General features: G+C 58.3%; 21 protein-coding genes and 1 tRNA gene. 8 read left to right on the top strand and 14 right to left on the bottom strand.

Features of this window, described 5'->3' with window-relative positions; translation table 11 throughout:
• Positions 1 to 6: 6 nt before the first annotated feature.
• The 7 genes from J2S62_RS02040 to J2S62_RS02070 form a co-directional block, all read right to left on the bottom strand.
• Positions 7 to 435 (bottom strand): PaaI family thioesterase, encoded by a 429-nt coding sequence (locus tag J2S62_RS02040; RefSeq protein WP_310170742.1) that lies wholly within the window; start codon positions 433 to 435, stop codon positions 7 to 9.
• Between the two features lie 79 nt (positions 436 to 514).
• Positions 515 to 805, bottom strand: coding sequence for a hypothetical protein (locus tag J2S62_RS02045; RefSeq protein WP_310170746.1), 291 nt, complete (start codon positions 803 to 805; stop codon positions 515 to 517).
• A gap of 92 nt (positions 806 to 897) precedes the next feature.
• Positions 898 to 1,710 carry an HpcH/HpaI aldolase family protein gene (locus J2S62_RS02050; RefSeq protein WP_310170749.1) on the bottom strand — a complete coding sequence of 271 codons (813 nt, stop codon included), beginning with the start codon at positions 1,708 to 1,710 and terminating at the stop codon, positions 898 to 900.
• Positions 1,711 to 1,741: 31 nt separating this feature from the next.
• Positions 1,742 to 2,527 (bottom strand): fumarylacetoacetate hydrolase family protein, encoded by a 786-nt coding sequence (locus J2S62_RS02055; protein WP_310170752.1) that lies wholly within the window; start codon positions 2,525 to 2,527, stop codon positions 1,742 to 1,744.
• A 77-nt stretch (positions 2,528 to 2,604) separates the two neighbouring features.
• Positions 2,605 to 4,392, bottom strand: a complete 1,788-nt coding sequence (gene selB / locus J2S62_RS02060; RefSeq protein WP_310170755.1) for a selenocysteine-specific translation elongation factor — start codon at positions 4,390 to 4,392, stop codon at positions 2,605 to 2,607.
• Positions 4,389 to 5,702, bottom strand: a complete 1,314-nt coding sequence (gene selA, locus J2S62_RS02065) for an L-seryl-tRNA(Sec) selenium transferase (protein WP_310170758.1) — start codon at positions 5,700 to 5,702, stop codon at positions 4,389 to 4,391. Before selA ends, selB begins: the two co-directional genes overlap by 4 nt.
• 42 nt (positions 5,703 to 5,744) lie before the next feature.
• Positions 5,745 to 5,840: transfer RNA gene (locus J2S62_RS02070), tRNA-Sec, on the bottom strand.
• An 87-nt stretch (positions 5,841 to 5,927) separates the two neighbouring features.
• On the opposite strand from J2S62_RS02070, the gene selD reads away from it, so the two are divergent.
• Positions 5,928 to 6,932 (top strand): selenide, water dikinase SelD, encoded by a 1,005-nt coding sequence (selD, locus tag J2S62_RS02075; protein WP_310170760.1) that lies wholly within the window; start codon positions 5,928 to 5,930, stop codon positions 6,930 to 6,932.
• Here the strand turns inward: selD and nrfD are convergent.
• Genes nrfD through fdnG form a run of 3 tightly spaced genes read right to left on the bottom strand, consistent with a single transcriptional unit; the run spans position 6,929 to position 12,331 of the window.
• Positions 6,929 to 8,032, bottom strand: coding sequence for an NrfD/PsrC family molybdoenzyme membrane anchor subunit (nrfD, locus tag J2S62_RS02080; protein WP_310170763.1), 1,104 nt, complete (start codon positions 8,030 to 8,032; stop codon positions 6,929 to 6,931). The genes selD and nrfD overlap by 4 nt on opposite strands.
• Positions 8,029 to 9,078, bottom strand: a complete 1,050-nt coding sequence (locus tag J2S62_RS02085) for a 4Fe-4S dicluster domain-containing protein (protein ID WP_310170769.1) — start codon at positions 9,076 to 9,078, stop codon at positions 8,029 to 8,031. Before J2S62_RS02085 ends, nrfD begins: the two co-directional genes overlap by 4 nt.
• Positions 9,071 to 12,331, bottom strand: coding sequence for a formate dehydrogenase-N subunit alpha (gene fdnG / locus J2S62_RS02090; RefSeq protein ID WP_310170771.1), 3,261 nt, complete (start codon positions 12,329 to 12,331; stop codon positions 9,071 to 9,073). Before fdnG ends, J2S62_RS02085 begins: the two co-directional genes overlap by 8 nt.
• A gap of 312 nt (positions 12,332 to 12,643) precedes the next feature.
• Here fdnG and J2S62_RS02095 point away from each other — a divergent pair, with 312 nt between their 5' ends.
• Entirely contained in the window at positions 12,644 to 13,585 is a 942-nt protein-coding gene (locus J2S62_RS02095; protein WP_310170773.1) for a LysR family transcriptional regulator, read from the top strand.
• On the opposite strand, the gene J2S62_RS02100 is transcribed toward J2S62_RS02095, so the two are convergent.
• Positions 13,538 to 14,440 carry an acyl-CoA thioesterase gene (locus J2S62_RS02100; RefSeq protein WP_310170775.1) on the bottom strand — a complete coding sequence of 301 codons (903 nt, stop codon included), beginning with the start codon at positions 14,438 to 14,440 and terminating at the stop codon, positions 13,538 to 13,540. The two genes, J2S62_RS02095 and J2S62_RS02100, sit on opposite strands and share 48 nt — an antisense overlap.
• A gap of 243 nt (positions 14,441 to 14,683) precedes the next feature.
• Between J2S62_RS02100 and J2S62_RS02105 the strand changes: the two genes are divergently transcribed.
• Both J2S62_RS02105 and J2S62_RS02110 read left to right on the top strand, forming a co-directional pair.
• Positions 14,684 to 15,625 carry a CoA transferase subunit A gene (locus tag J2S62_RS02105; RefSeq protein WP_310170778.1) on the top strand — a complete coding sequence of 314 codons (942 nt, stop codon included), beginning with the start codon at positions 14,684 to 14,686 and terminating at the stop codon, positions 15,623 to 15,625.
• A gap of 38 nt (positions 15,626 to 15,663) precedes the next feature.
• Positions 15,664 to 16,476: a CoA-transferase subunit beta gene (locus J2S62_RS02110; protein ID WP_310170781.1), complete on the top strand. Its 813-nt coding sequence runs from the start codon at positions 15,664 to 15,666 to the stop codon at positions 16,474 to 16,476.
• Between the two features lie 63 nt (positions 16,477 to 16,539).
• Here the strand turns inward: J2S62_RS02110 and J2S62_RS02115 are convergent, their stop codons facing one another.
• The 3 genes from J2S62_RS02115 to J2S62_RS02125 all read right to left on the bottom strand — a co-directional run bounded on the left by J2S62_RS02115 (position 16,540) and on the right by J2S62_RS02125 (position 21,208).
• Positions 16,540 to 17,892: an MFS transporter gene (locus J2S62_RS02115; protein WP_310170784.1), complete on the bottom strand. Its 1,353-nt coding sequence runs from the start codon at positions 17,890 to 17,892 to the stop codon at positions 16,540 to 16,542.
• 109 nt (positions 17,893 to 18,001) lie between these two features.
• The gene (locus tag J2S62_RS02120) at positions 18,002 to 19,900 is read right to left on the bottom strand and encodes a TRAP transporter permease (RefSeq protein ID WP_310170787.1); all 1,899 of its coding nucleotides are present in this window, start codon (positions 19,898 to 19,900) and stop codon (positions 18,002 to 18,004) included.
• 144 nt (positions 19,901 to 20,044) lie between these two features.
• Positions 20,045 to 21,208 carry a TAXI family TRAP transporter solute-binding subunit gene (locus J2S62_RS02125; protein WP_310170790.1) on the bottom strand — a complete coding sequence of 388 codons (1,164 nt, stop codon included), beginning with the start codon at positions 21,206 to 21,208 and terminating at the stop codon, positions 20,045 to 20,047.
• Between the two features lie 336 nt (positions 21,209 to 21,544).
• Here J2S62_RS02125 and J2S62_RS02130 point away from each other — a divergent pair, with 336 nt between their 5' ends.
• The 4 genes from J2S62_RS02130 to J2S62_RS02145 all read left to right on the top strand — a co-directional run bounded on the left by J2S62_RS02130 (position 21,545) and on the right by J2S62_RS02145 (position 25,379).
• Positions 21,545 to 22,780: a CaiB/BaiF CoA transferase family protein gene (locus tag J2S62_RS02130; RefSeq protein WP_310170793.1), complete on the top strand. Its 1,236-nt coding sequence runs from the start codon at positions 21,545 to 21,547 to the stop codon at positions 22,778 to 22,780.
• Between the two features lie 59 nt (positions 22,781 to 22,839).
• Positions 22,840 to 23,607 carry an SDR family oxidoreductase gene (locus J2S62_RS02135; RefSeq protein WP_310170795.1) on the top strand — a complete coding sequence of 256 codons (768 nt, stop codon included), beginning with the start codon at positions 22,840 to 22,842 and terminating at the stop codon, positions 23,605 to 23,607.
• A gap of 77 nt (positions 23,608 to 23,684) precedes the next feature.
• Positions 23,685 to 24,122 carry an acyl-CoA thioesterase gene (locus J2S62_RS02140; protein WP_310170798.1) on the top strand — a complete coding sequence of 146 codons (438 nt, stop codon included), beginning with the start codon at positions 23,685 to 23,687 and terminating at the stop codon, positions 24,120 to 24,122.
• A 48-nt stretch (positions 24,123 to 24,170) separates the two neighbouring features.
• The gene (locus tag J2S62_RS02145; RefSeq protein WP_310170801.1) at positions 24,171 to 25,379 is read left to right on the top strand and encodes an acyl-CoA dehydrogenase family protein; all 1,209 of its coding nucleotides are present in this window, start codon (positions 24,171 to 24,173) and stop codon (positions 25,377 to 25,379) included.
• Positions 25,380 to 25,397 lie beyond the last annotated feature (18 nt).

Here is a 25,397-nt window from a genome sequence, read left to right on the forward strand (position 1 = left end):
CAGGAGTTAGGCGTGGTCGCGGATGGCCATCGTGCACCGGGAAATGCATACGAGCTTGCCGTCCTGATTGTGCAACCGGATATCCCACACCTGCGAACTGCGTCCCCGAGAAATTGGGGTCGCCCGTGCGGTGATCACATCACCCGGGGTGCCCGGCCGGATGTGGTTCGCGTTGATTTCTTGGCCGACCGCAAATTGTTTCTCGGTGTCCAGGGTCAGGGTTGCACCCACCGAGCAGGCGGTTTCAGCCAGCACAACCGACACCCCGCCGTGCAGGATGCCGTGCGGCTGCAAGGTTTTCTCGGTCACCGGCATCCTCAGCTCGAGGTAGTCTTCGCCGATTTCGGTGAAGGTGATGCCCAGCTGCTCCGCCACCCCTTTGAGGCTGGACTGGGCGAGTTCTTCGACTGTGGGAGTGCCAAACCAAATACTCATGATGCTTCTTTCTTCACAACGCAGGATCATGGGTCAGTGTATGACATCTCCGGCAGGAAAGAGCTCATGGCGCACCCGCTTAGGTGTCGAGCTCGCTCCGCTCTGATGGTTGATGCGCCTCCGATGATTGCCATGAAGCAATGTAACGCATCACGACTGAAGCCCCGATCAACACAGCTCCCAAGGGAAACGCCGCGTTTTGGATGATGTTTAATCCTGGAGAGAATAGCCAGAACCATAAAGCTTGGCTTGTCTGGGTGGAGGCCAATGCAGTTTGGAACCCGACGCTGGTGTACACATAAAAAGCAATCGCACCCAAGATGAGGAATCCAATACCCCACCACAAAATGCGTTTTGGTGACATTTTCATAGCAACCTCCCGTATGAGTGATCATCTCCAGGATGACATGCCACATCGCACAGGAGACGGCTCGATGTCATCGGGTGGACTGCAGCGCTAGGTTAATAGCTGGTGGTTTCGGTTTCGACGGTGGTCCACTTGGCCGCCAATTGTTCGGTCGCCCGAGCCAACAGTGCCACATCGGCACCAACGTTGACGAAGTCCGCACCCGCCTCGACATAGTCTTGTGCCTGGTCGGGGTTGAAAGCGTTGACCCCGGCGAACACCCCGGCTGCTTTGGCCTTGGCGATGACGTTTTTCGCGGCTGCCACCACCTCGGGATGGTTTTGCTGGCCGGTGTAGCCCATCGACGCCGACAAATCCGAGGGGCCGATGAACACCCCGTCGATGCCCTTGACCGCCAGGATGTCATCGAGGTGTTCCAGCGCCTCGGCGGTTTCAATCTGGATGGTCAGCGTGATGGTCTCACGCGCGGTGGCCAGGTAGTCGGGGTAGCGTCCCCAGGCGCCCGACCGTGCCAGTGCCGAACCGATACCGCGCACGCCTTCGGGCGGGTAAGCGACCGCGGCGGCGGCCTTGCGAGCATCGTCAGGGGTGAAGATCATCGGGATGACCAACGACTGAGCACCCAAGTCCAAGTACTGCTTGATGAGCGTGGTGTTGTTCTCGGGGATCCGCACCACCGGGATGGACTCGTATCCGGCAATCGCGCGCAGCTGGTTTTGGACGGATTCCAAACTCAGCGGTGAGTGCTCGGCGTCGATGATGAGGTAATCCATCCCGGCACCAGCCACAATTTCGGCGATCCCAGCATCCCCGGAGGATAGGAACATGCCGGCGGCCGCCCGATTGCGTTGGGCTTTCGCTTCGTCGGTAAATAAGGATTTTAAAGAGGGGCGTGGGGTCAGAGCCATAAAGAGTCCTTTGCGTGACGGAGTGGCGGGATTAGTCGAACTGGATACCGATGCTGCCCAGTGGGCCAAATTCGGCGAACACCGTATCGCCCTCGTGCACCCACATGTACCGGGTGAATGAACCGGCCAGAATAATTTCGCCGGCGGCCAGATAATCGTCGTGGCCGGCCAGGCGGTTGGCCAACCAGTGCACGCCATTGGCCGGATGGCCCAAAATACCGGCCGACAGACCGGTTTCCATAATCTCGTTATTGCGCCACAGCGCGCCCCCGACCCACCGCAGGTCGATCTCATCGGGTTTCACGGGAGTTCCGCCCAACACCATTGCGCCCAGTGCGGCGTTATCCGAAATGGTGTCGGTGATGGTGCGGCCTTCCATCTCGATGTGGGCATCGAGCACTTCCAACGCGGGTGTGACGTATTCGGTGGCGCGCAGCACGTCAAAAATATTGACGTTGGGTCCACGCAGGTCGTCTTTCAGTACGAAGGCCAGCTCAATTTCGATCCGTGGGTGGGTGTACTGTTTCCACTCAAAGACATGACCGGATTCGAACACTTGATCATCAAAGATCACGCCGTAGTCGGGTTCGTCGATGCCGGTTGCTGCCTGCATCGCTTTGGATGTCAGGCCGATTTTGTGCCCGACTTTGCGGCGACCGCTCTCCACCTGGCGCTCAGCCCAGATTTTTTGGATCGCGTAGGAATCTTCGACCACCATGTCGGGGTACCGTTTCGTCAGCAGCGGCACCGGTTTGCGGTCAATATTGGCCTGGTGCAACTCGTCAGCGATTTTGACGTGAGTTTCGTGATCTAACATCGGACTCCTTCGCGTCGAACAGCCTGTCCCAATCGTATACGAAACCGTGCGGGAGCGGTTGGTGGGGTGTCTTCGACCTATCGACCGCTGACTTTGCGCAGGTTGCCGTCGAGGCGCTGAGTCCAGCCGCGCTCATCGAGATGCTCTAGCAAGGGGATCAGAGTGCGACGGGTGGTCCCCAAAGCTTTGCGAGCATCGGCTGCGGTGAACGGCTGATCCAATTGGACTAGGTGGCGCATGGCCAGCGCCGGAGCCTTGGGTCCCAGGACGATGTTGTCCGCCAGACGCACGAGTCGCTGTTGTTTCGCTGCCGCCGCGAGGTCTTTGTCCCCTAGCTTCAACTCGTTGAGCTCATCCGCCGTGGGAGCGGTGAAGGGGTCTTGTTCCAGACGGCGCTCCAGCGTGGCGATAGATGCTTCGGCAGCCCCAAGCGATGGTCGCAGTTCCGGGTTGGAGACCCGTCCTTCGGTCTGCTGAAATCCGGCCTCGGTAACCACCAGGGGCAGGAGTTCGCGATCCGGAAGCGCTAACAAATTCACTGCAGCCTGCTGGGAGATGCCACCGGCACTCGGGTCCTTGTCATAGTGCTGCTTGACTGCCGCATCCAAGTCCTGGGTCCATGCGGCCAGTGCGCTCCGGGCCACAAACCAACCAGCGTGTTCGTGAACTGTTGCCGGCAGGGGACTCGGTACTGGAATGTTCATCGCGGTGATCTGGGCCTGCAATACGGCCCGCCGTCGTGCAACCTCGAGCTCAAGGTGGTTGTTTGTGTTGAGATCGGCCAGTGTTCTGGCACGCCGGGCGGCGGCACCGCGACGACGTAGTTCCGGCGGATCGACGTCGAGCACGGTCGCCCCGCCGGTGATGAGTCGTTGCCCGGTGCCACGCAGAATAAACCGGTCACCGACGTGAAGCGGTAATGTGCGATCCAGACTCAAGCGCGCGAACCGGGGACCGAAGGGTCTGCAGTGCACGTAGGTAGTGGCCGTGCCGATGTGTACCGAGAATTCTTGGCCCAGCTCGGTGAAGTCGACCTCCGGGGTACCCATCACGTCAATGACATCGGTGTCCCACCAAGCATCCGGCGTGACCAGCACGTCTCCGCGAGAAATCTCCTCGACCTTGACACCGCGGATATTCACCGCAGCTCGCGTGACCGGGGGGAGCGTCTCGGCGCTGGTGCCGTGGCTCTGCAGGCCGCGAATCGTCACGGTTTTGTCGGCGACCTCAAGGGTGTCTTCGAGCCGAAGTGTGCCTGCGGCCAAAGTCCCGGTGACGACAGTCCCGGCTCCTTTGACCGCAAAGGAGCGGTCGACCCAGTAGCGGATCGGCGCGTTGGTATCGGCGGGGGGCACGTTGCTCAGGACGTCGGCCAGCGTGGAGCGAAATTCGTCCAACCCTGTGCCCTCCACGGCCGATGTCGCCACGATCGGCGCATCGGCCAGCCCGGTGTCTGCCAACTCGTGACGCACCTGGTCTGTGACGATCTCTAGGTTTTCGGGGGCCAGATCGTATCGCGAGATGACCACGACTCCATGTTGAATACCCAGGGCCCTGATCGCGTCCCGGTGCTCAGCGGTCTGAGCCTGCCAGCCCTCATCTGCTGCCACCACCAAACACACGATCGGGGCAGGGCCCAGGCCCGCTAACATGTTGCCCACAAAGCGTTCATGCCCGGGCACATCCACAAATGACACCGTCTGGCCCGACTCGAGGGTCATCGCCGCAAATCCGAGGTCGATGGTCAGTCCGCGCTCGCGTTCTTCATCCCAGCGATCGGTTTCGGTACCGGTCAAGGCGCGCACGAGAGCGGACTTGCCGTGGTCGACGTGTCCGGCGGTTGCGATGACAAACTGTTCAGTCACGCATCCTCCTCCAGAAGCTCTTGCAGGCGCTGAAGAATGACAGCATCAGCCTCAACTGGTACGCAGCGAAGATCCAGCAGACAACGTCCATCGGTCACCCGCGGAAGGATCGCAGGGCTGCCTGTTCGCAACGGTTTTGCAAGGGCTTCGTCAAGACTAATAGCCCACCCGGGCAGGGGCACGCCGGCACCACCGCCGCCGCCCACGCGCCCATCGTGGGCCACGACTTCCGCGCCCACTGCTTCGGCAATACGTACACTGCGGCGGTGCAATTCATCCGGGTCGATATGCAGCGCATCGCGGACCGGTGTGGACGGGGCGTTCAGTGTTGCTTCCAGCGCGGCCAGCGTGAATTTATCTGCCCGAAACGCTCGAGCCAGCGGGTGGGTGGCGAGTCCGCTGATCACTTCACGGGTGCCCAGCAATAACCCGGCTTGCGGGCCGCCCAGCAACTTATCGCCACTGGCAATGACCACATCGGCACCGGCGCGCAGGGCTTCCCCGATCGTCGGTTCATTCGGCAGCGCCGGGTCCCGTTCGAACAACCCCGATCCGACGTCCACGATGAGCGGCACGTCATGTTCTCTGGCCAGCTCGGCCAACTGTTTGGTCTCGACATCGGAGTTGAACCCGCCAATCCAATAGTTCGACGGATGCACCTTCAAGATCCCCCCGGTGCGCTCGGTGATGGCGTCCCGGTAATCATCGAGATTGGTCCGGTTGGTCGCGCCGACCTCTCGTAGTTGCACGCCCGTGGAAGTGATCAGGTCCGGCAGGCGGAATCCGGCTCCAATCTCGACGAGCTCACCCCGACTGATGACCACTTCGGGCCTATCCGCCCTCACCGACAGCGCAGTGGTGGCCAGAGAGAGTGCGGCCGCACCGTTATTGACGACCAGAGCGTCTTCGGCATCCGGTGCAGCAGCCAACAGGGCAGCCTTGGCCCAGGTTCCCCGTTTGCTGCGTTTGCCATCGCGCAGGTCCAGTTCCAAATCAACGTATCCGGCCGCCGTGATCAGCGCGTCTCGTGCAGCATCAGACAGTGGCGCCCGACCGAGGTTGGTATGGATGATCACGCCGGTGGCATTCAACACCGACGACAACCGGGTCGGTGAGGCCTGCTCTACTGCAGCAATAACCTGCTCGGTCACCTCGGTAGGGGCGATGTCGCCAGCGCGTGCGGACTCCTGCACGGTCGTGATGATGCGCCGGATCATCTGGGGTGCCAATCGCTTGCTGGCGGCCGCGACCTGGTCGAGCGCAAGCAGCCGGTCGGTGGAGGGAATCGTTCGGCGCGGATCTGGGCTCACCGCACGTCCTTTCCATACACAAGCGCAGGCGGGAAGAAAGTTTGGCGGAGGCGGACGGGAATCGAACCCGCCAGACCAAGCTACTTGGTCTCGTCGGTTTTGAAGACCGCGGGGACCACCAGGAACCCTGACGCCTCCAAAAACACAAACTATCACGTTTAGGACCAAGCAGCATCGTCGGATGGCCCCTGTCGCGTCCGGTCCGGCGTTCCTATACTGGGGATCATGTCTGAGACTTTAGAATCCCACACCCTGCCACGTTTGACCACCACAGCCTCCGGTGGTGGCTGCGCCTGCAAAATCCCGCCCGGGGAGCTAGAAGAGGCCGTTGCCCAGCTCGCCGGCCAGGACTACGACGAAGTGATCGTCGGCCTCGACGACGGTGACGACGCAGCTGCAGTCCGACTAGAGGGCAATACCGCGATCCTCTCGACGGCTGACTTCTTCACCCCTGTGGTCGATTCAGCCTATGACTGGGGTCGGATCGCTGCGGCCAATGCGATGAGCGATATATACGCCATGGGCGGCCGCCCGATCGTAGCGATCAACCTGATGGGATGGCCTCGGGGGGTATTACCGGCCGAACTGATGTCCGAAGTTTTGGCCGGTGGGCTGGCCGTCGGGAAACAGGCCGGTTGCCCGGTCATCGGTGGGCATACTGTCGATGACCCCGAACCGAAATACGGCATGGCCGTGACCGGAGTTGCGCAGGCCGATCAGCTGCTGCGCAATGACGCTGCACAAGCCGGGTTGCCGCTGACATTGACCAAACCGATTGGCCTGGGTCTGTTGAATAACCGGCACAAAGCCACCGGTGAAGTCTTCGAAGAAGCCATCGCCACGATGACGACCCTCAACAAGGAAGCCTCCGAGCAGGCAGTCGCCGCCGGGGTTAAAGCCGCCACCGATGTCACCGGTTTCGGGCTGTTGGGGCACCTATACAAAATGATGCGTGCCTCCGGGACCGGGGCGGTCCTCGAGCGCAGCGCTGTCCCACTGGTTGAAGGTGGAGCGGATGCGCTCGCGAAAGGTTACGTTTCTGGTGGCACCCGTCGAAACCTTGAATGGGTCGGCCCACACGTTGAAACCGGAGCAGGGATCATCGAAGACGACCTACTGGTGTTAGCTGACGCCCAAACTTCAGGCGGCCTGCTGGTGGTCGGCGAACTACCGGGCCACCCAATCATCGGGTACACAACCGAACGTGCCGGTGTGGTCGAGGTCCGTTAGCCGACCGTGACGATCGAGTCGTCCACGATGCCCTGGGCGCGACGTGCTTCGAGTCGTGCTTTCTGCGGCTCAACCACATGGCGTGGATCTTTCGTGGAGTTGATACCAGCATCCATGATGGCCGAACGGGTAAGGAACGATGCGGTGGCCAGTGCCGCACCGGATGCGACGGCAGCGATCCGGTTACCACTGAGCAGGGCCGCACCGATACCGCCAGCAATGGTGAGGCGTTTAGCCCAGCGGAGCCGCTGACCGGGTTTGCCGGTTTTCAGTGGTTCCGCTTCGGCCGGGTGCATCGGCTCGGTGAGCTTTTCCGAAAAGTACAGTTCCGACGCTGCGCCGATGGCGGCAAAAGCCCTGGCGGGTCGGGTCTCAGCGGTCGGGGTAGTGATCAGTGCCGCGCCGGAGGAGGCCATGGCCGCCGACGACACGAACAGATACGACAAGTTCTCTTTCCCGGCGTTCCAGGTGGGGACCGCGGTGTCTGCCAGCAGCGCGCCGGTATAAGAGGCCAGGGGAGCGCCAAGGACTGCTGCCAGTGTCCCGGATGGTTTTTCGAGTGCTCTCGAAATCGGGCGGAGTATCCCGATCGGCAGTTTTTCGCCGGTCATTCGGTCAATGTCAGTGGCCGCTGCGACTCCGGCAGTGGTACCGAAAGATGCCAAGATCCATGTCCCCATGTTCATGGGGGACGATGGCTTGAACGTCCGCATCATGTGGTGGAAGCGCTCTGGTCGACCAAGGTCTACAATAAGAAACCCTGTGCCGGCTATGGTCGCGGCAAGAGCGGTGAGCCGAGTGTTTCGACGTAGCTTGGTGAAACCGATCGCGTCAGCCCCGGCGGCCAGCATAGCGGAGCCACCGGCGAGCCCACCGAGGAACAGGTACGCGGAGATCTTGTAGTCCCACGGTGGGGCTTTGACGATGTGGCGGCCGTAGTACGAGTCGGAGAATTCGACGTCGTCCACCATCGGCATTTCGCGCCCACCATCGCCGCCACCGCGTCGTCGGCCACTGCCGGGGCGTCGGTTGTTGTCGCGCTTCTTTTTGCGACGGGTCTGGTGTTCTGGCCGGTAGGCGTCGAAATCTGACAGAGTCACTTCTTGCGGGCTCCTAGGAATGCGGTTGCTGCGGCAGCAAGCATGCCAGCGGCAGCAATGCCGACTCGTTTATACATCGCGGGCAGATCCTTGGTGGGCACCTGTGGATCTGGTGGCAGACCGTAGACTTCTGGTTCATCGAGCAGGAGAAAGACCGAGCCGATGCCGCCCACTCCGTCATTGGGGTTCGCGCCGTAGAGGCGGGCTTCGGTCTGGCCCTGTTCGTGCATCGTGGTGACACGTTCTTTGGCCGAGTCAATCATGTCGGTCTGAGTACCGAACTTGATCGATTCAGTCGGGCAGGTTTTAGCGCACGCCGGGGTCTGGCCATCAACTAACCGGTCGTAGCACAGCGTGCACTTTTTGGCCGTGCCAGCGTGTTTGACTTCCATCGCGTATCGCGAGTCGGTGCGATCTGGTTTGGTATGAATCGTGCCGGTATCACGGCGTTCGATGACACCGAAGGGGCAACCGGCCACACAGGTACCGCACCCGTTACAAATATCATCTTGGACAACCACGGTGCCGTGCTCAGTCCGGTACAGTGCACCGGTCGGGCAGACGTCCAAGCAACCGGCGAAGGTGCAGTGCTTGCATACGTCAGAGCTCATCAACCACCGGAACTCCGGGGTATCCGGGTTCGGTGGGTTATCGACCTGCTCTTTGATCCGCACCCCGGGGGACCCGAATTCCGGCATACCGACGTTCTTTGCGGTCGACTGCTTCTTCTCGGGCGCACCAAAGGATGGCATGCCCAGGGCTGTGAGTTTTGCACCGGAGTCGCGTGCTTTTTGGATCTGCTCTTGGTCTTGTTCAATGAACGCGACGTGACGCCACGTGTTAGCTCCGAGGCCACCGGTGTTATCGTATGACGATTCCAAGAGTTCTAGGTCCCCCTTCATCGGGACCTCGTTCCACTCTTTACAAGCTACTTCACACGCTTTACACCCGATACAGATGGAGGTGTCGGTAAAGAACCCTTTGCGTTCTTTCCCATCCTCGTACGCATCGATGAGTTGACCCGGTTTTTCCTTGAAATCAAACAAGACTGTCTCCTTCATGGTGCTCGGGATCGGCAAAGCGTGGTGGTTGAAGCACCTTCATGGTCTCCGGATCACGTTCATAGGTGATTCTGCCCTGTCCGGTCAGCGGCGTGATGCCCGCGCGTTCGCGGTATTCATTGACGAACTCAACCAGCGCTTCACCACGTGGCCGGCGACCGGGCTGAATTGCACAAGCAACAGCTTTCGCCGACTGAATGAAGACGTTGGGGTCCATCGTGATACCCAACAGGTCGTTGGCACCGTCGCCAGTGATGAGCGCTTCGGTTCCGACACCCCAGTGGTACGGCAAGCCGATTTGGTGGATCGTCTTGCCACCCGCCTGGATGGGCTGCATTCGTTGGGTCACCAAGACTTTTGCTTCGATCGCGCCACGCGGCGAGATGATCGTTGCCCAACCGTAGGGTTCCAGGCCGAATTCTTCGGCGAGTTCTTCCGAGACCTCGCAGAACATCTCTGGTTGCAGTTCGGACAGATACGGCAGGAAGCGGCTCATGCCACCGGCTGTGTGGTGCTCGGTTAGTCGGTAGGTCGTAAAGACGTGAGGATACACTTCCTCGCCCTTGCGACCGGCAGCCGGGGCCAGTTGGTTGCCTTCATCCGTAATCAGGACCCGTGCAGGGGACTCTTGTTGCGGATAGAGACTGTTCGCAACCGACGATTCGGGCGGCTCGTAGTGCGTTGGAAGTGGGCCGTCTTTCATTCCCATTGGGGCAAACAGCCAGCCCTTCCCATCGCGCTGCATGATGAACGGGTCATCGCCGGCAATGGATTCTGGACCATAGGAGCCGTGTTCGGTTTTCGCACTTGGGGCGCGATCGACCGGGAAGTCGGGGACATCGGGTCCGACCCACTTGCCTTCGTCTTCGTCCCACCAGATGTGCTTCTTACGTTCCGACCAGGGTTTCCCATCCGGATCCGCCGAGGCACGGTTGTACAGGATACGACGGTTCGCTGGCCAGGCCCAAGCCCACTCCAATGCCATTTCGTCCTGCTCGTCGCCGGGCACTCGAAGTGCGGCGCGGTTGACCTCATCGGCGTAGACACCGGTGTAAATCCAGCACCCGCCGGCGGTCGAGCCATCGGGTTTCATCTGGTTGAAGTTATCCAACGGTTTCCCAGCGTCTGGGCCGCTCACATGGAAGCCATTGATTTCACGCAGTACTGCTTCAGCGGACGGTTCGCCGTGCTCATCGACGGGGTAGTCCCAGGTCATGTCCAACAGTGGTCGGTCACGTGGGTCGGTCGAGTCTTTCAGTCGTTCTTTGATACGGTTGCCCAGATCAAAGAAGAACTCCAGTTCAGAGCGGGCATCGCCGGGTGGTGTCACCGCTTGGTGACGCCACTGGACCAGTCGTTGCGTCTGAGTGAATGTGCCAGCTTTTTCGGTGTGGTTGGCGGCCGGCATGAAGAAGACTTCCGTATCGATTTCTTCAGTCTTCAATTCACCGGTTTGGATTTCTGGTCCGTCACGCCACCAGGTGGCAGTTTCAATCTGTTGGAAGTCGCGAACGACCATCCACTTCAGATTTGCCATGCCCAGCCGCTGCATCCGCCCATTGGCTGACCCGACCGCCGGGTTTTGGCCGAGCACAAAGTAGCCGTCCACACCCTTGTCGAACATGCGCATCAGCGTCTGGTAGGTGCCATGTGCGCCAGTTAGTTTCGGCAGGTAGTGATAGGCGTAGTCATTCTCCGGGGTGGCTGCATCGCCGAACCATGCTTTGAGTAAGGACACCATGTAGGCATCGCCGTTGGACCAGAAGCCTTTCTGATCTTTGGGCACGGCTTCGTTGAAGTAGTCCTGCAGGGTGTCGTGCTTGCCAGCCACGGGGAATGGCAGGTACCCGGGTAGCAGATTGAACAGCGTTGGAATATCGGTCGAGCCCTGAATGGTCGCGTGACCGCGCAGGGCCATGATGCCGCCACCGGGACGACCCATGTTGCCCATCAGCAGTTGCAGGATCGCAGAGGTACGAATGAATTGCGCACCCATGGAGTGCTGCGTCCAACCCAAGGCGTAAGCCATACAGGTGGTGCGTTCCCGTCCGGAGTTTTCCGCGAAGGCTTCGGCAAGATAATGGAAATCATCTTGCTTGATGCCACACAGGTCTTCGACCGTTTCCGGTGTGTACCGCGAGTAGTGGCGTTTGAGGATCTGGAATACCGACCGGGGGTGTTCCAGGGTTTTATCCTTGGCGATGCCATCGGGTTCATTCGGGTCGTGTTCGTACTGCCAGGATTCGTTGTCGTAACCCTGGATATCGTCGTCGTAGCCGGAGAAGAGGCCGTCAAGGTCTTCGGGCCCTTTGTAGTCTTGCGAAATGATGAACGACGCGTTGGTGTACGGAATGACGTAGTCCTTGAACCATGCGTCATTTTCGATCATGTACCGAATGAGGCCACCCAGCAGCGCGATGTCGGAGCCAACACGAATGGTGATGTGTTTGTCCGCGACCGCTGAGGTTCGTGTGAAACGCGGGTCCACGTGAATAACTTTGGCACCGCGTTTTTTGGCCTCGGACACCCACTGGTATCCCACCGGGTGGCATTCAGCCATGTTTGAACCCTGGATGACAATCAGGTCTGCATTCGCCATGTCTTGCAATGGCTGGGTGGCACCGCCACGCCCAAACGAGGATCCTAAACTAGGAACCGTGGAAGAGTGTCAAATCCTGGCTTGGTTCTCGATCTGCACCGCTCCGGCAGCCGAGAACAACTTCTTGATCAGGTAGTTTTCTTCGTTATCGATGGTCGCTCCGCCAAGGGACGCAATGCCCATGGTGCGGTTGACGGGCGTGACACCATCCTCAGCAAAATCTTCCCAATGATTGGCCCGAGCTTCCAGGAAGCGGTCGGCAATCATGTCCATCGCCGTGTCGAGATCGAGCTCTTCCCAGTCGGTGCCTCGAGGACGACGATAGAGGACGGTTTTCTGTCGGGAGGGTGTATTGACGAGCTGCTCGGAAGCAGCTCCCTTCGGGCACAACCGGCCGCGAGACACCGGGGAATCCGGGTCGCCCTCAATATGGGTGACCTTATTGTCTTTCACATAAATGCGCTGACCGCAGCCCACCGCACAGTACGGGCAGACGCTCTGGACAACTCTGTCAGCATCTTCCGTCCGGGGGCGCATGTTTTGATATTTGGGCGACTCAACCGTCGGCCCGCGCCCCAGCTTGTCTTTTGACTTGGCCTGGCGAAATACCGGCCACCCGAGGATAGAAAACCGTGACATAGCAGTCAGCCTAACAGAGCACTCCCGTCCCGTGGAAGCTTCGACCGAAAGTATTCCGGCCAGTCACTCAAGGCTCCTTGTTAGGCCGTACCGAAGGTGGTCTGAGCTCACCAAAGACGTGCCGGACGCAGCACTCACCGTCGATACCGATTGTCCCTCTAAGTAGGTTTTTTCCGGGCTGGTATGAGGAGTCGTGTTGAAGCTGGGTAGTTCGGTCAGGAGGGTTCTAGGGTGGGAGCTTATGGTGTGACCACCCTTCCACCTTATTGCTCAATTGACTTGACTTTTTTCCACTTGTAGCATCAATGGATTATGGACCTTCATCATATTCACGCATTCCTCGCAGTGGCAGAGGAGTTGCATTTTGGTAGAGCAGCGACCCGGTTGCATATCACTCAGCCGCCATTGACTCGCACGATTAAACAGCTAGAACGCGAACTCGACGCGACGCTGTTTAAGCGCTCTACCCGGTCGGTAGAACTAACCGCCGCTGGTCAAGCACTCGTCCAGCCGGCCCAAGATATTCTGACCGCCTATCGGTTAGCCGAACAAGCCGTGCAGTCCGCCGGGAAAGGGGAGGTCGGAAGGGTCAGGCTGGGTTTTGCTGGCCCATCCTCGCATTTATGGATAGCTGACCTAAGCCAGTACATTCGGCAGCACTATCCAGGGATTAGCTTCGAACTGCAGAGCACCACGTATGCAGATCATGGCTTGCAGCTAATCCTCGACGGTACGTTGGACTTAGGCATCGCAAGATGGTCCGTGGATCTTGCAGGTCTCGAAAGCCGAGTCATTGCCGAAGAACACTACGTCCTTGCTGTGCCAGAAGGGCATCCATTTGCTGAACGTGAGTCCGTCAGTATCGCTGAATGTCGCCACGAACATTTTGTGGCTCTGCCGGCTGAGTCACGGTCCGCGGTCCGCGATTCGTTCTTCCAATTGGCATATGAGGCAGAGTTTGCGCCGAAAATAGCGCAGACGGCGCAGGACTCGTGGACTCTGATGGCATTGGTTGGGGCCGGGATTGGCATTAACTTCACGGTGGATTCCATCTTCCACGGCACGGACCATCCTCGGGTCCGTATGGTCCGGCTCGAAGAAGGCGTCGAGCCCAGCTATGCGAGGCTCTTTTGGCGATCCGATGATGATAGCCCGGCGCTTCACACTGTGCTGAAGGTCGCTGAAGCGCTCCTTCCGGCAACGCGCTCAGACGCTGCGACCACCGAGCTTGACGAATCCGACCTGACTCGCTGACACAAGGTGCTCGCCGGTAGCACTAAACACCTCGCCGCTGCCAAAGGCTCTACCATGAGATAAAGCTTCCAGCTTGGCGTCGAAATGCAACCAGGTACTCCAGTCTGGTATCTGGTGGAAGGTCAGGGCATGCGTCATGGTGAGGATGCGACTGTCCGGGGCGTGACGCATCGCTCCTGTCGCCCGGAACGCGGGTTCCAGAATGCTCATATCAGTGGCGTAACCTACCAGCGCAGCTTGGATCACCGGGTCATTTGGTACCTCCCCGGCGGGGCGTAACAACGTCGATTGCGTATTGCCCTGCTCGACGTGAGAGACATACGGCGGCGCAGAAACCGGATGGGGATTGATCGGGCGATTCATGCGCCACCACAGCGGAATCCGGTCATCATCATGAAACCGGTCGTGCAGACTTGGGAGATCGTCGGGGGAAGCAACAGAGGTTAGTGGTTGCGTTGGTTTGTGCGAGGGCAGATCAGCCCGCAGCGTGCTCCAGCGAGTGAGGGCGGTGAAAAGTTGGTCCCCGTCGTCATTAATAATCGAACTGCGACGAGCCGAAGCATTTGGGGTTGAAGCCACGTCTTCTACGATCCACGTCAGCGGAGCATCAGTGGGCACGCCTTGCAGAAAGTCGGCCTGTAATGTGAGCAGCTCTTGAGTTTCGGGCACCGTGTTGCCGGCAGCCACGATAGCTTGGGCCAGTTGCAGTCCTCCGAACACGCGGTCCCGTGGCTCAGTTTGGGGCGTCCCGATCCAAGCGGTTGCGTTGGGACGCTCTGTGGCCGTCTGGGTCATCTTCAGCATTTGCAAAAGTTGTGCCATGGAAAGGGACTGCGCCTGTTGTGGTTTCTGCATGGCCTTCATTATGCACGGAGCCTCGACATGAGTGAAGAGCGTCGGCGCGTAGGCCGATACCACCTCGGCATCAATCCAGGTGCAAACTGGTATTGGACTTTCTCGCGTCCTGCGAGCAGGGTGATATGTGACACAAGCTTATCTGCCGGGTGGACGTACCGTGCCCGCTACTTGAAATCGACAAGGCTTTGAATCGAAGTCTTTGTGCGAGATGACCCGGCGATACCTAGAGGAACGAGGAACATGACGGATCTTCAAGTCAATAGCAAACTTATGGATCTCACCACGGCGGTGGATCGGTTCGTCCAAGATGGAGATTGCGTCGCCCTAGAAGGATTTGGGCACCTCATTCCGTTTGCCGCAGGACACGAAATTATTCGCCAAAATAAGCGGAACTTAACCGTCTGCCGGATGACTCCAGACTTGCTAACCGACCAGATGCTGGCGGCCGGGGTAATCACTCGGCTGGTTGCATCATTTTTTGCCAGCGGCTCTGCGGGATCGCTGTATGAGTTGCGTCGTCGAGTAGAAGATCACGATCCAGAACCGCTCGAGGTTGAGGAGTATAGCCACTACGGGATGGTCTGCCGTTATCAGGCTGCGGCCGCAGGGCTGCCGTTCTACCCGCTACGTTCATACGCGGGCAGTGATCTGCCGCAACTGAACACCGATATTCGCAAGGTGACGGATCCGTATGGTGGCGGCGAAATCTATGTGGTGCCACCCCTGCAACCCGATGTGACCATTGTGCACGCCCAGCGTGCCGACCACCTGGGCAATGTGCAGATGTGGGGCATTGTAGGAGCCCAACAAGAGGCGGCGTTTGCCGGCAAGAAAGTTATCGTCACGGTCGAAGAGGTCGTGGACCCGGAAGTCGTACGCTCTGACCCCAACCGGACGTTAATCCCCTCGCACGCAGTCGATGCAATCGTGCACTGCCCGGGCGGGGCATACCCGTCCTACGCTCAGGGGTACTACGACAGAGACAATTTGTTTTATCGGGATTGGACAGCGATCAGTCGCGATCCAAAACTGATCCGTAGCTGGATTGATCGTTGGGTTTACAACATGCCGGATAGAGCCGCGTACATGGAGGCCGTAGACGACGAGCGCTGGGCGTCGCTGCAGGTAGCGACCAAGATGTCGGGTGCAGTCAATTACGGTCAACGTCAGCCCCAGCACTGACCAGCGAAGAACATACTCTAAGGTTTTACGGAGACATCATGAACAACATCAATACAGTCCGCGGTGACGTGACAGACTCACTTGAGGTCACGCGTTTTGATGCGGAATTTCTTGTCACAGTCGCGGCACGTGAATTAGCCGGAAAACGTCGCGTGTTTGCCGGCGTTGGATTACCGACGTTGGCAGTTGATCTAGCGCAGCGCCGTTTCGAACCGAACCTCGAGATGGTGTACGAATCAGGCGTGTGTGGTGCTCACCCCGAGGGGTTGGCTGAAGGTATTGCCGACTCGGTGTTGGTGTCCGGTTCCGAATCGGTGCTCAACATGCAGGCGTTATTTGGCTACGTGCTGCAAGGCGGCAACGTAGATGTCGGCTTCTTAGGTGCAGCCCAGGTCGATCGGTGGGGCAACCTCAACACTAGCTTTATCGGCGATCCAAAGAACCCGAAAGTGCGTCTGCCTGGTTCCGGTGGGGCGGCAGATATTATGGCGAGCGCCGGCGAAATCATCGTGATTCTTCGTCGGCACGACCTCAGCGCGCTCCCCGCCGAAGTAGATTTTTGCACCTCCCCGAGTCCGGTACGCGCGCGAGAAAAAGATCCAAATGTGCCGGTCAATGGGTTTGGCGTTTCTACGGTAATCACCCCGCTGGGGATTCTGCGCAGACCGGACCGCTACGGTGAGCTTGAACTGGCAGAAATCTTTCCCGGGGTCGAGTTTGACGAGGTGCACGCGGGAACGGGCTGGGATTTAAAAGTGTCTGAAAATCTGCGCACGACCGCTCAGCCGAGTCAGGAAGACGTAGCCTTATTGCAGCAGCAGATCGACCCAGACCGTTTCTATCTCCGCTGACCAAAGCTTTCATACCAGACGTGAACGGCCCGGCCACCGGCAAGGTGGACCGGGCCGTTTCGTTTATGGTTCGTGGTCCGCGGGGATTTGCGGGGCAGGCCCACCAATAACCGTTACCAGCAGAGCAAAGAGCGCAGCCGCGGAGACCCCACCGTAAAGCAGCAAGCTGTTGCCCATCGGATAGATCAGAGCTGCCCACGCGTACCCGATAGCCATCCCCATGAACCGCGCGGTGTTGTGGATCCCGAAGGCCATTGTGTTGCGTGCTGCTTGAGAGCGGGAGATGGCAAAGGCTGCAACGCTTTGACTGGCGTTGATACCCGTGCCGATGAGCAATAAGAGCACCACGATAATTGTCACCTGGATGGCAAAGGAGCTTTCGGATGAAGTCCACCACCCCAACAACAGCGGTGCGGCGATCAACACGCTAAGTCCCATCTCCACGACTCGGCGCGACCCCAGTCGCTCCGCAAACCACGCGGTGAGCGGCCCAGATAGCAGCATGGCCGCCGCCATCGCAGAGACAATGAACCCCACAGGCCCGGGACTTAACCCCATGGTCTCGCCCAGATACAGTGGCAGACTAACTAAGCACACGCCCATGATTAGCATGGATGTTCCCGCCGTGACGGTCCCGCGAATGTAGCGTTTTTCGAGTAGTGATCGGGGCTCAAATAGCCGCTGAGGAAATTTCGTGGCGAGGAATGCGTAGACCCCGACGCTGAGTGCAGCGGTTCCGCCTGCCACAGCCTCGGTGATCGGTGAGGCTCGCTGGCCGATAAGCGTTACGGTAAGAGCTGCGGCCCCAACTGCAACCATCAACATAAACATTCCCGCGGGGTGCACTGGGACACTTCTGCCGCGTGGTTTCGGGACCACAGCAAGGATCGTTACCGTTAAAATGAGACAGACCAGCGCCTGAAAGATAAAGACGGAGCGCCACCCCGAAAGTTCCGAAATCAGTCCGCCAATTGGTGGCCCGATCGCTTGTCCCGCTCCGATTGCTGAAGCCCAGGCAGCCATCGCGGCCTGCCCCTTTGATGGCCACAGGGTCGCAAGGCTTCGTTGAATCCCGGGCGGGAAGGCCGAACAGGCTATGCCTTGCGCTAGTCGAAGCAGAATGAGCATCTCAAGATTGACCGAAAAAGCCGCAAGCAGTTGCGCAAGCACCATGGCTGCGAGGCTGATGAGCACGACCCGCACTGCTCCGTAGCGATCACACAACCATCCAGTCAGTGGAACGAAAACCACCATGGCGATGGTGAAAGCGGAAACCGCGAGCACGATTTCGGCGTCAGAGGCGTTGAAGTCACGCTGGATGCGATGCAGCGGGGCGTTCATTACGTTGGCGGAAAGGGTGCCCACCATCGTGGTGCACAGTAACGCGATGTACGCGATCTTCCCTGGCTCACGCAATGCGGCCTCTTTCCTCTCGCTGGCTGATTTTGAGTTTGAGATGACGAAGACACCAGACGGGCGGACCAAATACTTGGCCCGCCCGTTCGATAGTCAGTCGCAACTTATTTTATGTTTTCTGAAGCGTGGTAGTGGCCTCTGCAGAAGTCTCGATGGGAGCCTTTTTCTCCTCCCGTGGACGGAAGGCGAGGAGCACACCCAGTACCACGGCGACTGCCAGACCTCCGATGCTTGTTGTCGTTTCTGGGAGCATGATCATAAACCCAGCAACTACCGCAATGATGCGCATCAGGACAGGAAGACGTTTCTCGATACCGACGGCATATCCTTCGAATCCACAGGCCATCATGAAGACCCCGATAAGACTGAGACCGAAACTTAGCAGGATGGTACCCAAATCGCCTTGACCGACTAAGGCCGGGTTCAGTGCGAAGGCAAACGGGATGATGTATTTGACCATGCCTAACCGCATGGAGGTCAAGCTCGTGGGGATGGGCTTCGAGCCAGCAATGCCTGCGGCTGCAAACGACGCCAAGGCTACCGGAGGCGTGATGTACGAAACGGTGGCCCAATAGATCACGAAGAGGTGTGCGGCGATTGGTTCAATGCCCAACGCTACGAGTGCAGGAGCAAGCACGATGGCCAACAGCACATACACCGCTGAAACGGTCATACCCAGTCCAAGCACGAAGGACACCACAGCGCCGGCGATCAGCATCAGTAGGAGATTCCCGCCCACCAGATTCACGAGTTCGCTCGACAGTGACAGTGATACTCCGGTCATCGACAGGCTGCCGATAATGAGCCCAACACCAGCGATAATGCCAATAATTTCGGCGATCGTCTTTCCGGCGATGTAGAGAATACCAAAGAGGTCGGTCGGGGTGACTCGATTGCGCCGACGCAGCATCGCGTAGGCCAGAATAACCGCGACGAGGATGAATGGCGCTTGGGCCTCGCGCTGGTACACGATGAGGATGGCCATCAGGCCTACCAGAGCCGCGATGTATGGCCAACCGAGTTTAATGACAGACCAGAGTTTTGGTAGGTCGGCTCGTGGCAAGCCTTTCAGGTTTGATTTGGCGGAGTATGCATCAACTTGAACGAAAATGCCGACGTAGTACAGCACCGCTGGGATAATGGCCGCGATCGCAATTTCTACGTATGGTACGCCGACAAAGGCCACCATCAGAAACGCTGCCGCCCCCATGATTGGTGGGGTGACGGAACCACCTGATGAGGCTGTCGCTTCGACTGAAGCTGCATATTTCGGGCTAAATCCGCTGCGTTTCATCGCGGGGATCGTCATCGGTCCGGTGGTGAGAACGTTCGAGACCGCACTCCCACTCATCATGCCGAAAGCGGTCGTGCTCACGACGGATACTTTGGCGGCGCCACCTCGCTGGGTACCAAAGATCGATTGCGCAAAGTCATTGAAGAATTCCGCTCCACCCGTACGCTGCAGCACCACACCGAAGAGGAGGAACCCAATAAGAATGCCCGCTGCCGTTTGTAATGGCAGCCCCAAAATGGATTCAGAGCCCATGACGTGCATGATGGCGGTTCCATTGAGGTCAAAATCCATTCCTTGGAGGAAGGACACTGGAACTTCAGCGGTAATCAGCGGAAAGAGCGAGAACGCGCCCGCCAGGATGGTAACGATCAAACCAGCTGCTCTTCGCAGGGCTTCTAAGGTCAGCAACCAGTGAGCGTATGCGATGACAATGGCAACGTTGGGCGCAGCATAATCCCAACCGAAGTTAATGACGTTCTGTGCGTTAATCGCAAAGTACAGGTTCAACGCCATCGCTAAGCCAGCCAGCACGATGTCATACCAGGGGAGCCGTCCGGTGCTCTTTCCAGACACGGGCTGGGTGATAAAGACGATCGGCAGGAAGATCGCTAGGACCAGGTAGAGGTACTCATTCGTAAGCAAGGTTCGGCCGATAGGGGACCAGAAGAATACCTGACTAGCGGTTAGTAACACCCCTATGACAGTCAGAGTCACAATGGTAGTTTTCCATCCCCTTCCATATCGAGGTGTCGATAGTGGAGGGTTCTGCGGGTCCTGCTCAGCCGGCATGCTGGCCGGTTCTGAAAGCTTCTTGGTGCTCATAGTTGTCCGATCAAAATCACGTGGGTCTGAAGAAAATTACTGCAGATGGTCTGGAAGTGGGATCTCTTCTTTTCGGTCTTCCCAGACCGTTCGAAGATCATCGGGATCTGTGTCCTCCACGATCTCGTTCCATGCAGCACGGAGTGCTTCTCCCCGTTCGACCAGCTGATCCTGACGAACCTGAGCTTCTTCGGTCCATAGATCGCGTTCTTCGAGGAAACGAATCATGCCGTCATGGAAGGGGACCTGAATGGGTTCAAGGGCAATATTGTCGATACCCCACTCTTCTGCGGTAGCCGTAGAGTCCTTATATTCGTCGAAGTGATCGACAAGGGCGCTGACCGTTTCATACACGGCGAGCTCATTCATATCCGCATACGTGACCACTGGTACGGGGTAGTACATAATGGTCCCTGTTGCATCTTCGTCTTGACCGGGTGCCCCAGAGAATTCCCCGACGAAAGTTGACGGAGCGACGCTTTGAAGGCGTGCAAGTTTTTCAGTTTCGTCTTCGTCGAGCTCCAACCAGCGGATAGGGGTCGTGGCTTCCAGTTCATATAACGACGGGCCGTAGACCTGTTGGAACAGGACATCGAGCTGACCGTTATCTACCGCGTCTGCCTGTTCCCCGTAACCAAGCTCAATTTGACGAGTATCTTCCGGCGTGAGACCGCCGTAGGCAAGGAAAGCTTCGAGTTTGTTATTCACGGACGGATTCGCTGTGATCCTCGGGAAGTTTACGCCTTCAAGGTCTTCGAAGGTCTCTATATTAGAACTTTCGGGCACGGCGAGACCATGGGGCGCTACTGGGGACCAGGCGACTCGTAAATCTTGGGGTCCCCAACCGGGGTCGACAAACTCGTGTTCACCCTCAAATGCGAAAATGTATTCATCGCCGGTTCGAGAAAAGTGGGCTTTTCCTCTACTCAGGGGGGCCAGTCGACCGATCGCGGTATCGGAAGTTACTACACGGACGGCAGTGTCCTCGTTACGCCCGATGGCCTCGGTCGCTACTGCGACGTCGGCGTAGGTGGAAGTTCCGGTGCCGTAGGTGCTCCAGACCATAGTGCCGGGCATGCCATCTTCTTCCATGGCTCGGTCTTCTGCATCGCCGCTGCCACCGCCGGTTCCGCAGCCGGCGAGAGCCAGTGCGGCGATGGTGGACATGGCGATGACGCCTGTTCGGTGTAGGTAGGACATGACGCTCCTTCAGTGCTGTGCCTCACCTCACTTTGCACTAAGTCCTATGTCAAACTCCAATACTTCTGCCGCGAGCTATTGTTGCCCAGAAGGCATAAGTCAAGAGGAGGCGGCCGATTAGGCGGAATGGCGGCCAATATGTGCGCTTTTATCAGTCACATAAGTCGGACTGGGCCCAATGATTTTGCGGCGAGTGAGGTTATGGCAGCTTGTCTAGCGACTGCCGATCCTCGGGGATCGTGTGTTGAACACGGAGGATCACTATTACCTTGCAGGCATATATAACCCGATATAAAAGCATTGGACGGGTAGCAATTTGAGGGTCAAGCTAGACGTATGTCACAGCCAACATTATTGCCTCTTAAAGGTTACACAGTCGTCAGCTTGGAACAAGCAGTAGCAGCTCCGCTCGCTACGCGGCATCTAGCTGATCTCGGCGCTCGCGTCATTAAACTCGAGCGAGTGGGTGAAGGTGACTTCGCACGTAACTACGATACGGCGGTGAAAGGTCTTGCTTCGCACTTCGTGTGGTTGAACCGCGGCAAAGAGTCCGTCGCGCTGGATCTAAAAAACCCCGAGACCCTGGAGATTGCGAAGAAGCTCATCGCTTCGGCCGATGTGTTCGTGCAAAATGCAGCCCCGGGTGCGGCCGAGCGATTGGGTCTGGGCGCCGAGCAGTTGCGCGCTGACAACCCAGAGCTCATTACTGCAGCCATCACCGGCTATGGCACGTCTGGGCCGCACAAGGACCGGAAGGCATATGACATGCTGATCCAAGCCGAGTCCGGCTTGGTATCGATTACGGGGACCCCAGAGACCGCCACGAAGACCGGAATCCCAGCCTCCGATATTGCGGCTGCGCACTACACCTGCCAGTCGGTCCTTGCCGCGCTGCTCCGTCGGGAACGGACCGGCATCGGGGCCACGCTCGACATTTCGATGCTGGATGCCACCGCCGAATGGCTTGGGCACCCAATGTACATGAAGCTTTACGCAGACAAACAAATCCAGCGGATGGGTCTCAGCCATGCTTCCATCGCGCCATACAACGCCTACCCCACTAAAGACGGTGAGGTCCTGATCGGGATCCAGAATGATCGGGGTTGGGCTGCTCTGATGAACGAGGTCTTCGACTGCCCGGACTACGTGACGGATCCACGCTTCGAAACCAACGTAGCCAGAGTCCAGAATCGTTTTGAGTGCGATGCTGTCGTGGCGCGGGAAGCTCAGAAATTCACTAGCGCAGAGCTCGAACAAAAACTCAATGATGCCGGGATCGCTTCGGCCCAGCTTCGCGATATCCAAGGGCTGATCGATCACCCTCAACTCTCATCACGGGATCGGTGGCGCACAATCGGCTCACCCGTCGGGGAGCTGAAAGCACTCTTGCCTCCGATGAACTTCGGTGACGTCGAACTACCCACAGGTGATATTCCTGCATTAGGTGAGAACACCCAAGCCGTGTTGGACGAAGTCGGCATCAGCCAGCAAGACTTCGAGCTGCTTCTGGCACAGGGATCTATTGGTGTCCCCCAAGACGGTGTCGCAGCAGGCGAGCGAACAAGCGCCTGAAGACTACCGGCAAGGTCAGCAGGCTTGTCTCCCATTCTGAAGACGAAGGACATCTAGAAATGTTACCCAACGATACTTTCCAAGACCGTGTAAGCATCGTAACGGGCGGTGGCTCCGGCATCGGTGCGGGCATCGCGCTGGAACTGATTCGACTTGGCTCGAAAGTCGTCCTCGTCGGCAGAACCGAGGAGAAACTGCGCGAAGTCCAGCGAGCAGGAGAAGAACTCCGCCCTGGAAGCGCCGCCATGGTTGCACCTTTGGATGTTCGGGACCGGGAGGCTGTTTCCGATCTTATCGACGAAGTCGTCGGTACACACGGCAAAATAGACCACCTGGTCAACAGCGCGGCCGGGAACTTCCGGGTAGCTCCGGAGGAAATGTCGGCCAATGCTTGGGATGCCGTGGTCAAAATCGTGCAGTATGGAACGTGGAATTTTACCCAACTTGTGGGTCAACATATGATTGAGCGCGGCGAAGGCGGTTCTATTTTGTCGATCGGCACCACCGGGGCCGCTCAGGGTGGACCGGATACGGTGCACTCGGCCAGTGCGAAAGCCGCTGTGGCGACCATGTCGAAATCGCTGGCTGCAGCCTGGGGTCCATACGGTATTCGATCAAATATTCTCGTCCCGGGTCTGACCGCTGGTACTCCAGGAGTGGACATCCTGTATGAGGAAGCGGACCCAAGCCATCTCGTTCCGTTGGGGCGCATGGGGACGAAGACGGAACTGGCGCATGCTGCGACGTTTCTCCTCAGCGATTTCGCGTCGTATGTGACCGGTGCCGAACTCGTTGTGGATGGTGGGCGTGGACTTCGACGACAATAACGCTCCCGAATGAAGAGCGGCGCCGGATCCCAAAGAAATCGAGATAATCACACCCACAAGAAAGAGTGCGGTACACAATGTCGAACCTTGAACAGATTCTCAAGCTAGCGACTCCGATCAACCTTCAACTGCGCTGGTCGGATCAAGACCCGAACAGGCATGTCAATAATGCCAATATCGGGACGCTGTTCGAAGAAGCACGCATCCGAGCCAGAAGCATCTGGAACGCTGATGCTTCGCCAGACACGGACGAAAAGGTCTTGGTACGGGCACAAAACACCACGTTCGACCGTGAAGTGCACTACGCTGCTGACACCACAATATGGGTGTGGATCTCGAAGATCGGGCGAACGTCACACGTGGTTTCCCACTTATTGATCCAAGACCACACGCCGTGCGTGCACATGGAAGTCACCGTCGTGACGATCGACGCCAATACCGGAAAACCGAAAGTTCCCAATGAGGCCTATCGGCAGCAGCTCGAAGTGCACTCCGGACCGGGATACTCAGCATAGCTATAAGGGCCAGACGGCCAACACCCTGCGATAACGAAGGAAATCACCTTGCTAGCAACGAATGAACTCATCGACCACCCTGACTTCTTGCTGCTCGACTGCGAGTTGAATGAGCAAGAAATCGCCCTGCGAGACAAAATCCGTACCTTCGGCATTGAACACGTCCGACCGGTCATTAACGAGCATTGGGAACGTGCAGAGTTCCCCTACGAGGTGCTCCCTGCGGTCAAGGAACTGGGCATCGTTGGGAGCTTTGTCGAAGGCTACGGTGCGCCTGGCTTTTCCCGCCGTGAAGCCGGACTTTTATCTCGTGAGCTCGGCCGAATCGATGGGTCGTTCTGCACCTTCTTGGGAGCACACGCAAACCTGGCGATGGGCTCGATCTACTTACTAGGCAACGAGGAACAACGCCAACGCTGGCTCCCTGACATGGCATCGCTGGACAAACTCGGCGCCTTTGCCCTGACAGAACCCAAGCATGGTTCTGACTCGGTTGCATTGGAAACCTCGGCACGTCGGGACGGAGATTCTTGGATCCTGAACGGGCACAAGCGCTGGATTGGCAACGGTCACGCCGCTGATGTGACCGTGCTCTACGCCCGAGACGAGACCGACGGCGAGGTCAAAGCATTCGTCATTGAGAAAGAAGACGGTGAGTTCCCCACCGGTTACGAGCCGACCGTGATTGAAGGCAAGATCGGCAAGCGCGGTATTTTGCAAGCTGACATCACCATCGAGAACGTTCGTGTACCAGACGACAACCAGTTGGAGTTTGGCCAGTCTTTCAAGGACGTCAACCGGGTCCTGCAAGCCACCCGCGGCGGGGCGTCGTGGGAGGCCCTCGGCCATGCGATGGCAGCCTTTGAACACGCGGCCCGTTATGCATTGAACCGTGAACAGTTTGGCGCTCCGCTCGCACACTTCCAGTTGGTTCAAGAAAAGCTGGCAACAATGCTGGCTGATGTGACGACCATGCAACTGCTGTGCATGCGTCTTGCTGAATTGCAGACCCGGGGCGAAGATAATCAAGCCATTGCTTCGATGGTCAAGATGACAACTTCGCGCAAAGCGCTCGCGGTCTGTCGGGAGGCACGCGACATGATGGGCGGCAACGGGTTGCTCCTAGAGAACCACGTGGCCCGCCATCTGACCGACATGGAAGTCATCTCCACTTATGAGGGCACTGACTCGATGCAGGCGCTGATCGTGGGCCGCGCGATTACCGGTACTTCTGCGTTCACCCCGAAAACCAGGTAGGACTGCTGCGCCTTGCGG

The organism is Enteractinococcus fodinae (genome assembly GCF_031458395.1).
Taxonomy (GTDB): Bacteria; Actinomycetota; Actinomycetes; order Actinomycetales; family Micrococcaceae; genus Yaniella; species Yaniella fodinae.

Coding starts and splice junctions, on each gene's coding strand:
- J2S62_RS02040 (WP_310170742.1), bottom strand. CDS start 435: ATGAGTATTTGGTTTGGCACTCCCACAGTCGAAGAACTCGCCCAGTCC.
- J2S62_RS02045 (WP_310170746.1), bottom strand. CDS start 805: ATGAAAATGTCACCAAAACGCATTTTGTGGTGGGGTATTGGATTCCTC.
- J2S62_RS02050 (WP_310170749.1), bottom strand. CDS start 1,710: ATGGCTCTGACCCCACGCCCCTCTTTAAAATCCTTATTTACCGACGAA.
- J2S62_RS02055 (WP_310170752.1), bottom strand. CDS start 2,527: ATGTTAGATCACGAAACTCACGTCAAAATCGCTGACGAGTTGCACCAG.
- selD (WP_310170760.1), top strand. CDS start 5,928: ATGTCTGAGACTTTAGAATCCCACACCCTGCCACGTTTGACCACCACA.
- J2S62_RS02095 (WP_310170773.1), top strand. CDS start 12,644: ATGGACCTTCATCATATTCACGCATTCCTCGCAGTGGCAGAGGAGTTG.
- J2S62_RS02100 (WP_310170775.1), bottom strand. CDS start 14,440: ATGCAGAAACCACAACAGGCGCAGTCCCTTTCCATGGCACAACTTTTG.
- J2S62_RS02105 (WP_310170778.1), top strand. CDS start 14,684: ATGACGGATCTTCAAGTCAATAGCAAACTTATGGATCTCACCACGGCG.
- J2S62_RS02110 (WP_310170781.1), top strand. CDS start 15,664: ATGAACAACATCAATACAGTCCGCGGTGACGTGACAGACTCACTTGAG.
- J2S62_RS02125 (WP_310170790.1), bottom strand. CDS start 21,208: ATGTCCTACCTACACCGAACAGGCGTCATCGCCATGTCCACCATCGCC.
- J2S62_RS02130 (WP_310170793.1), top strand. CDS start 21,545: ATGTCACAGCCAACATTATTGCCTCTTAAAGGTTACACAGTCGTCAGC.
- J2S62_RS02135 (WP_310170795.1), top strand. CDS start 22,840: ATGTTACCCAACGATACTTTCCAAGACCGTGTAAGCATCGTAACGGGC.
- J2S62_RS02140 (WP_310170798.1), top strand. CDS start 23,685: ATGTCGAACCTTGAACAGATTCTCAAGCTAGCGACTCCGATCAACCTT.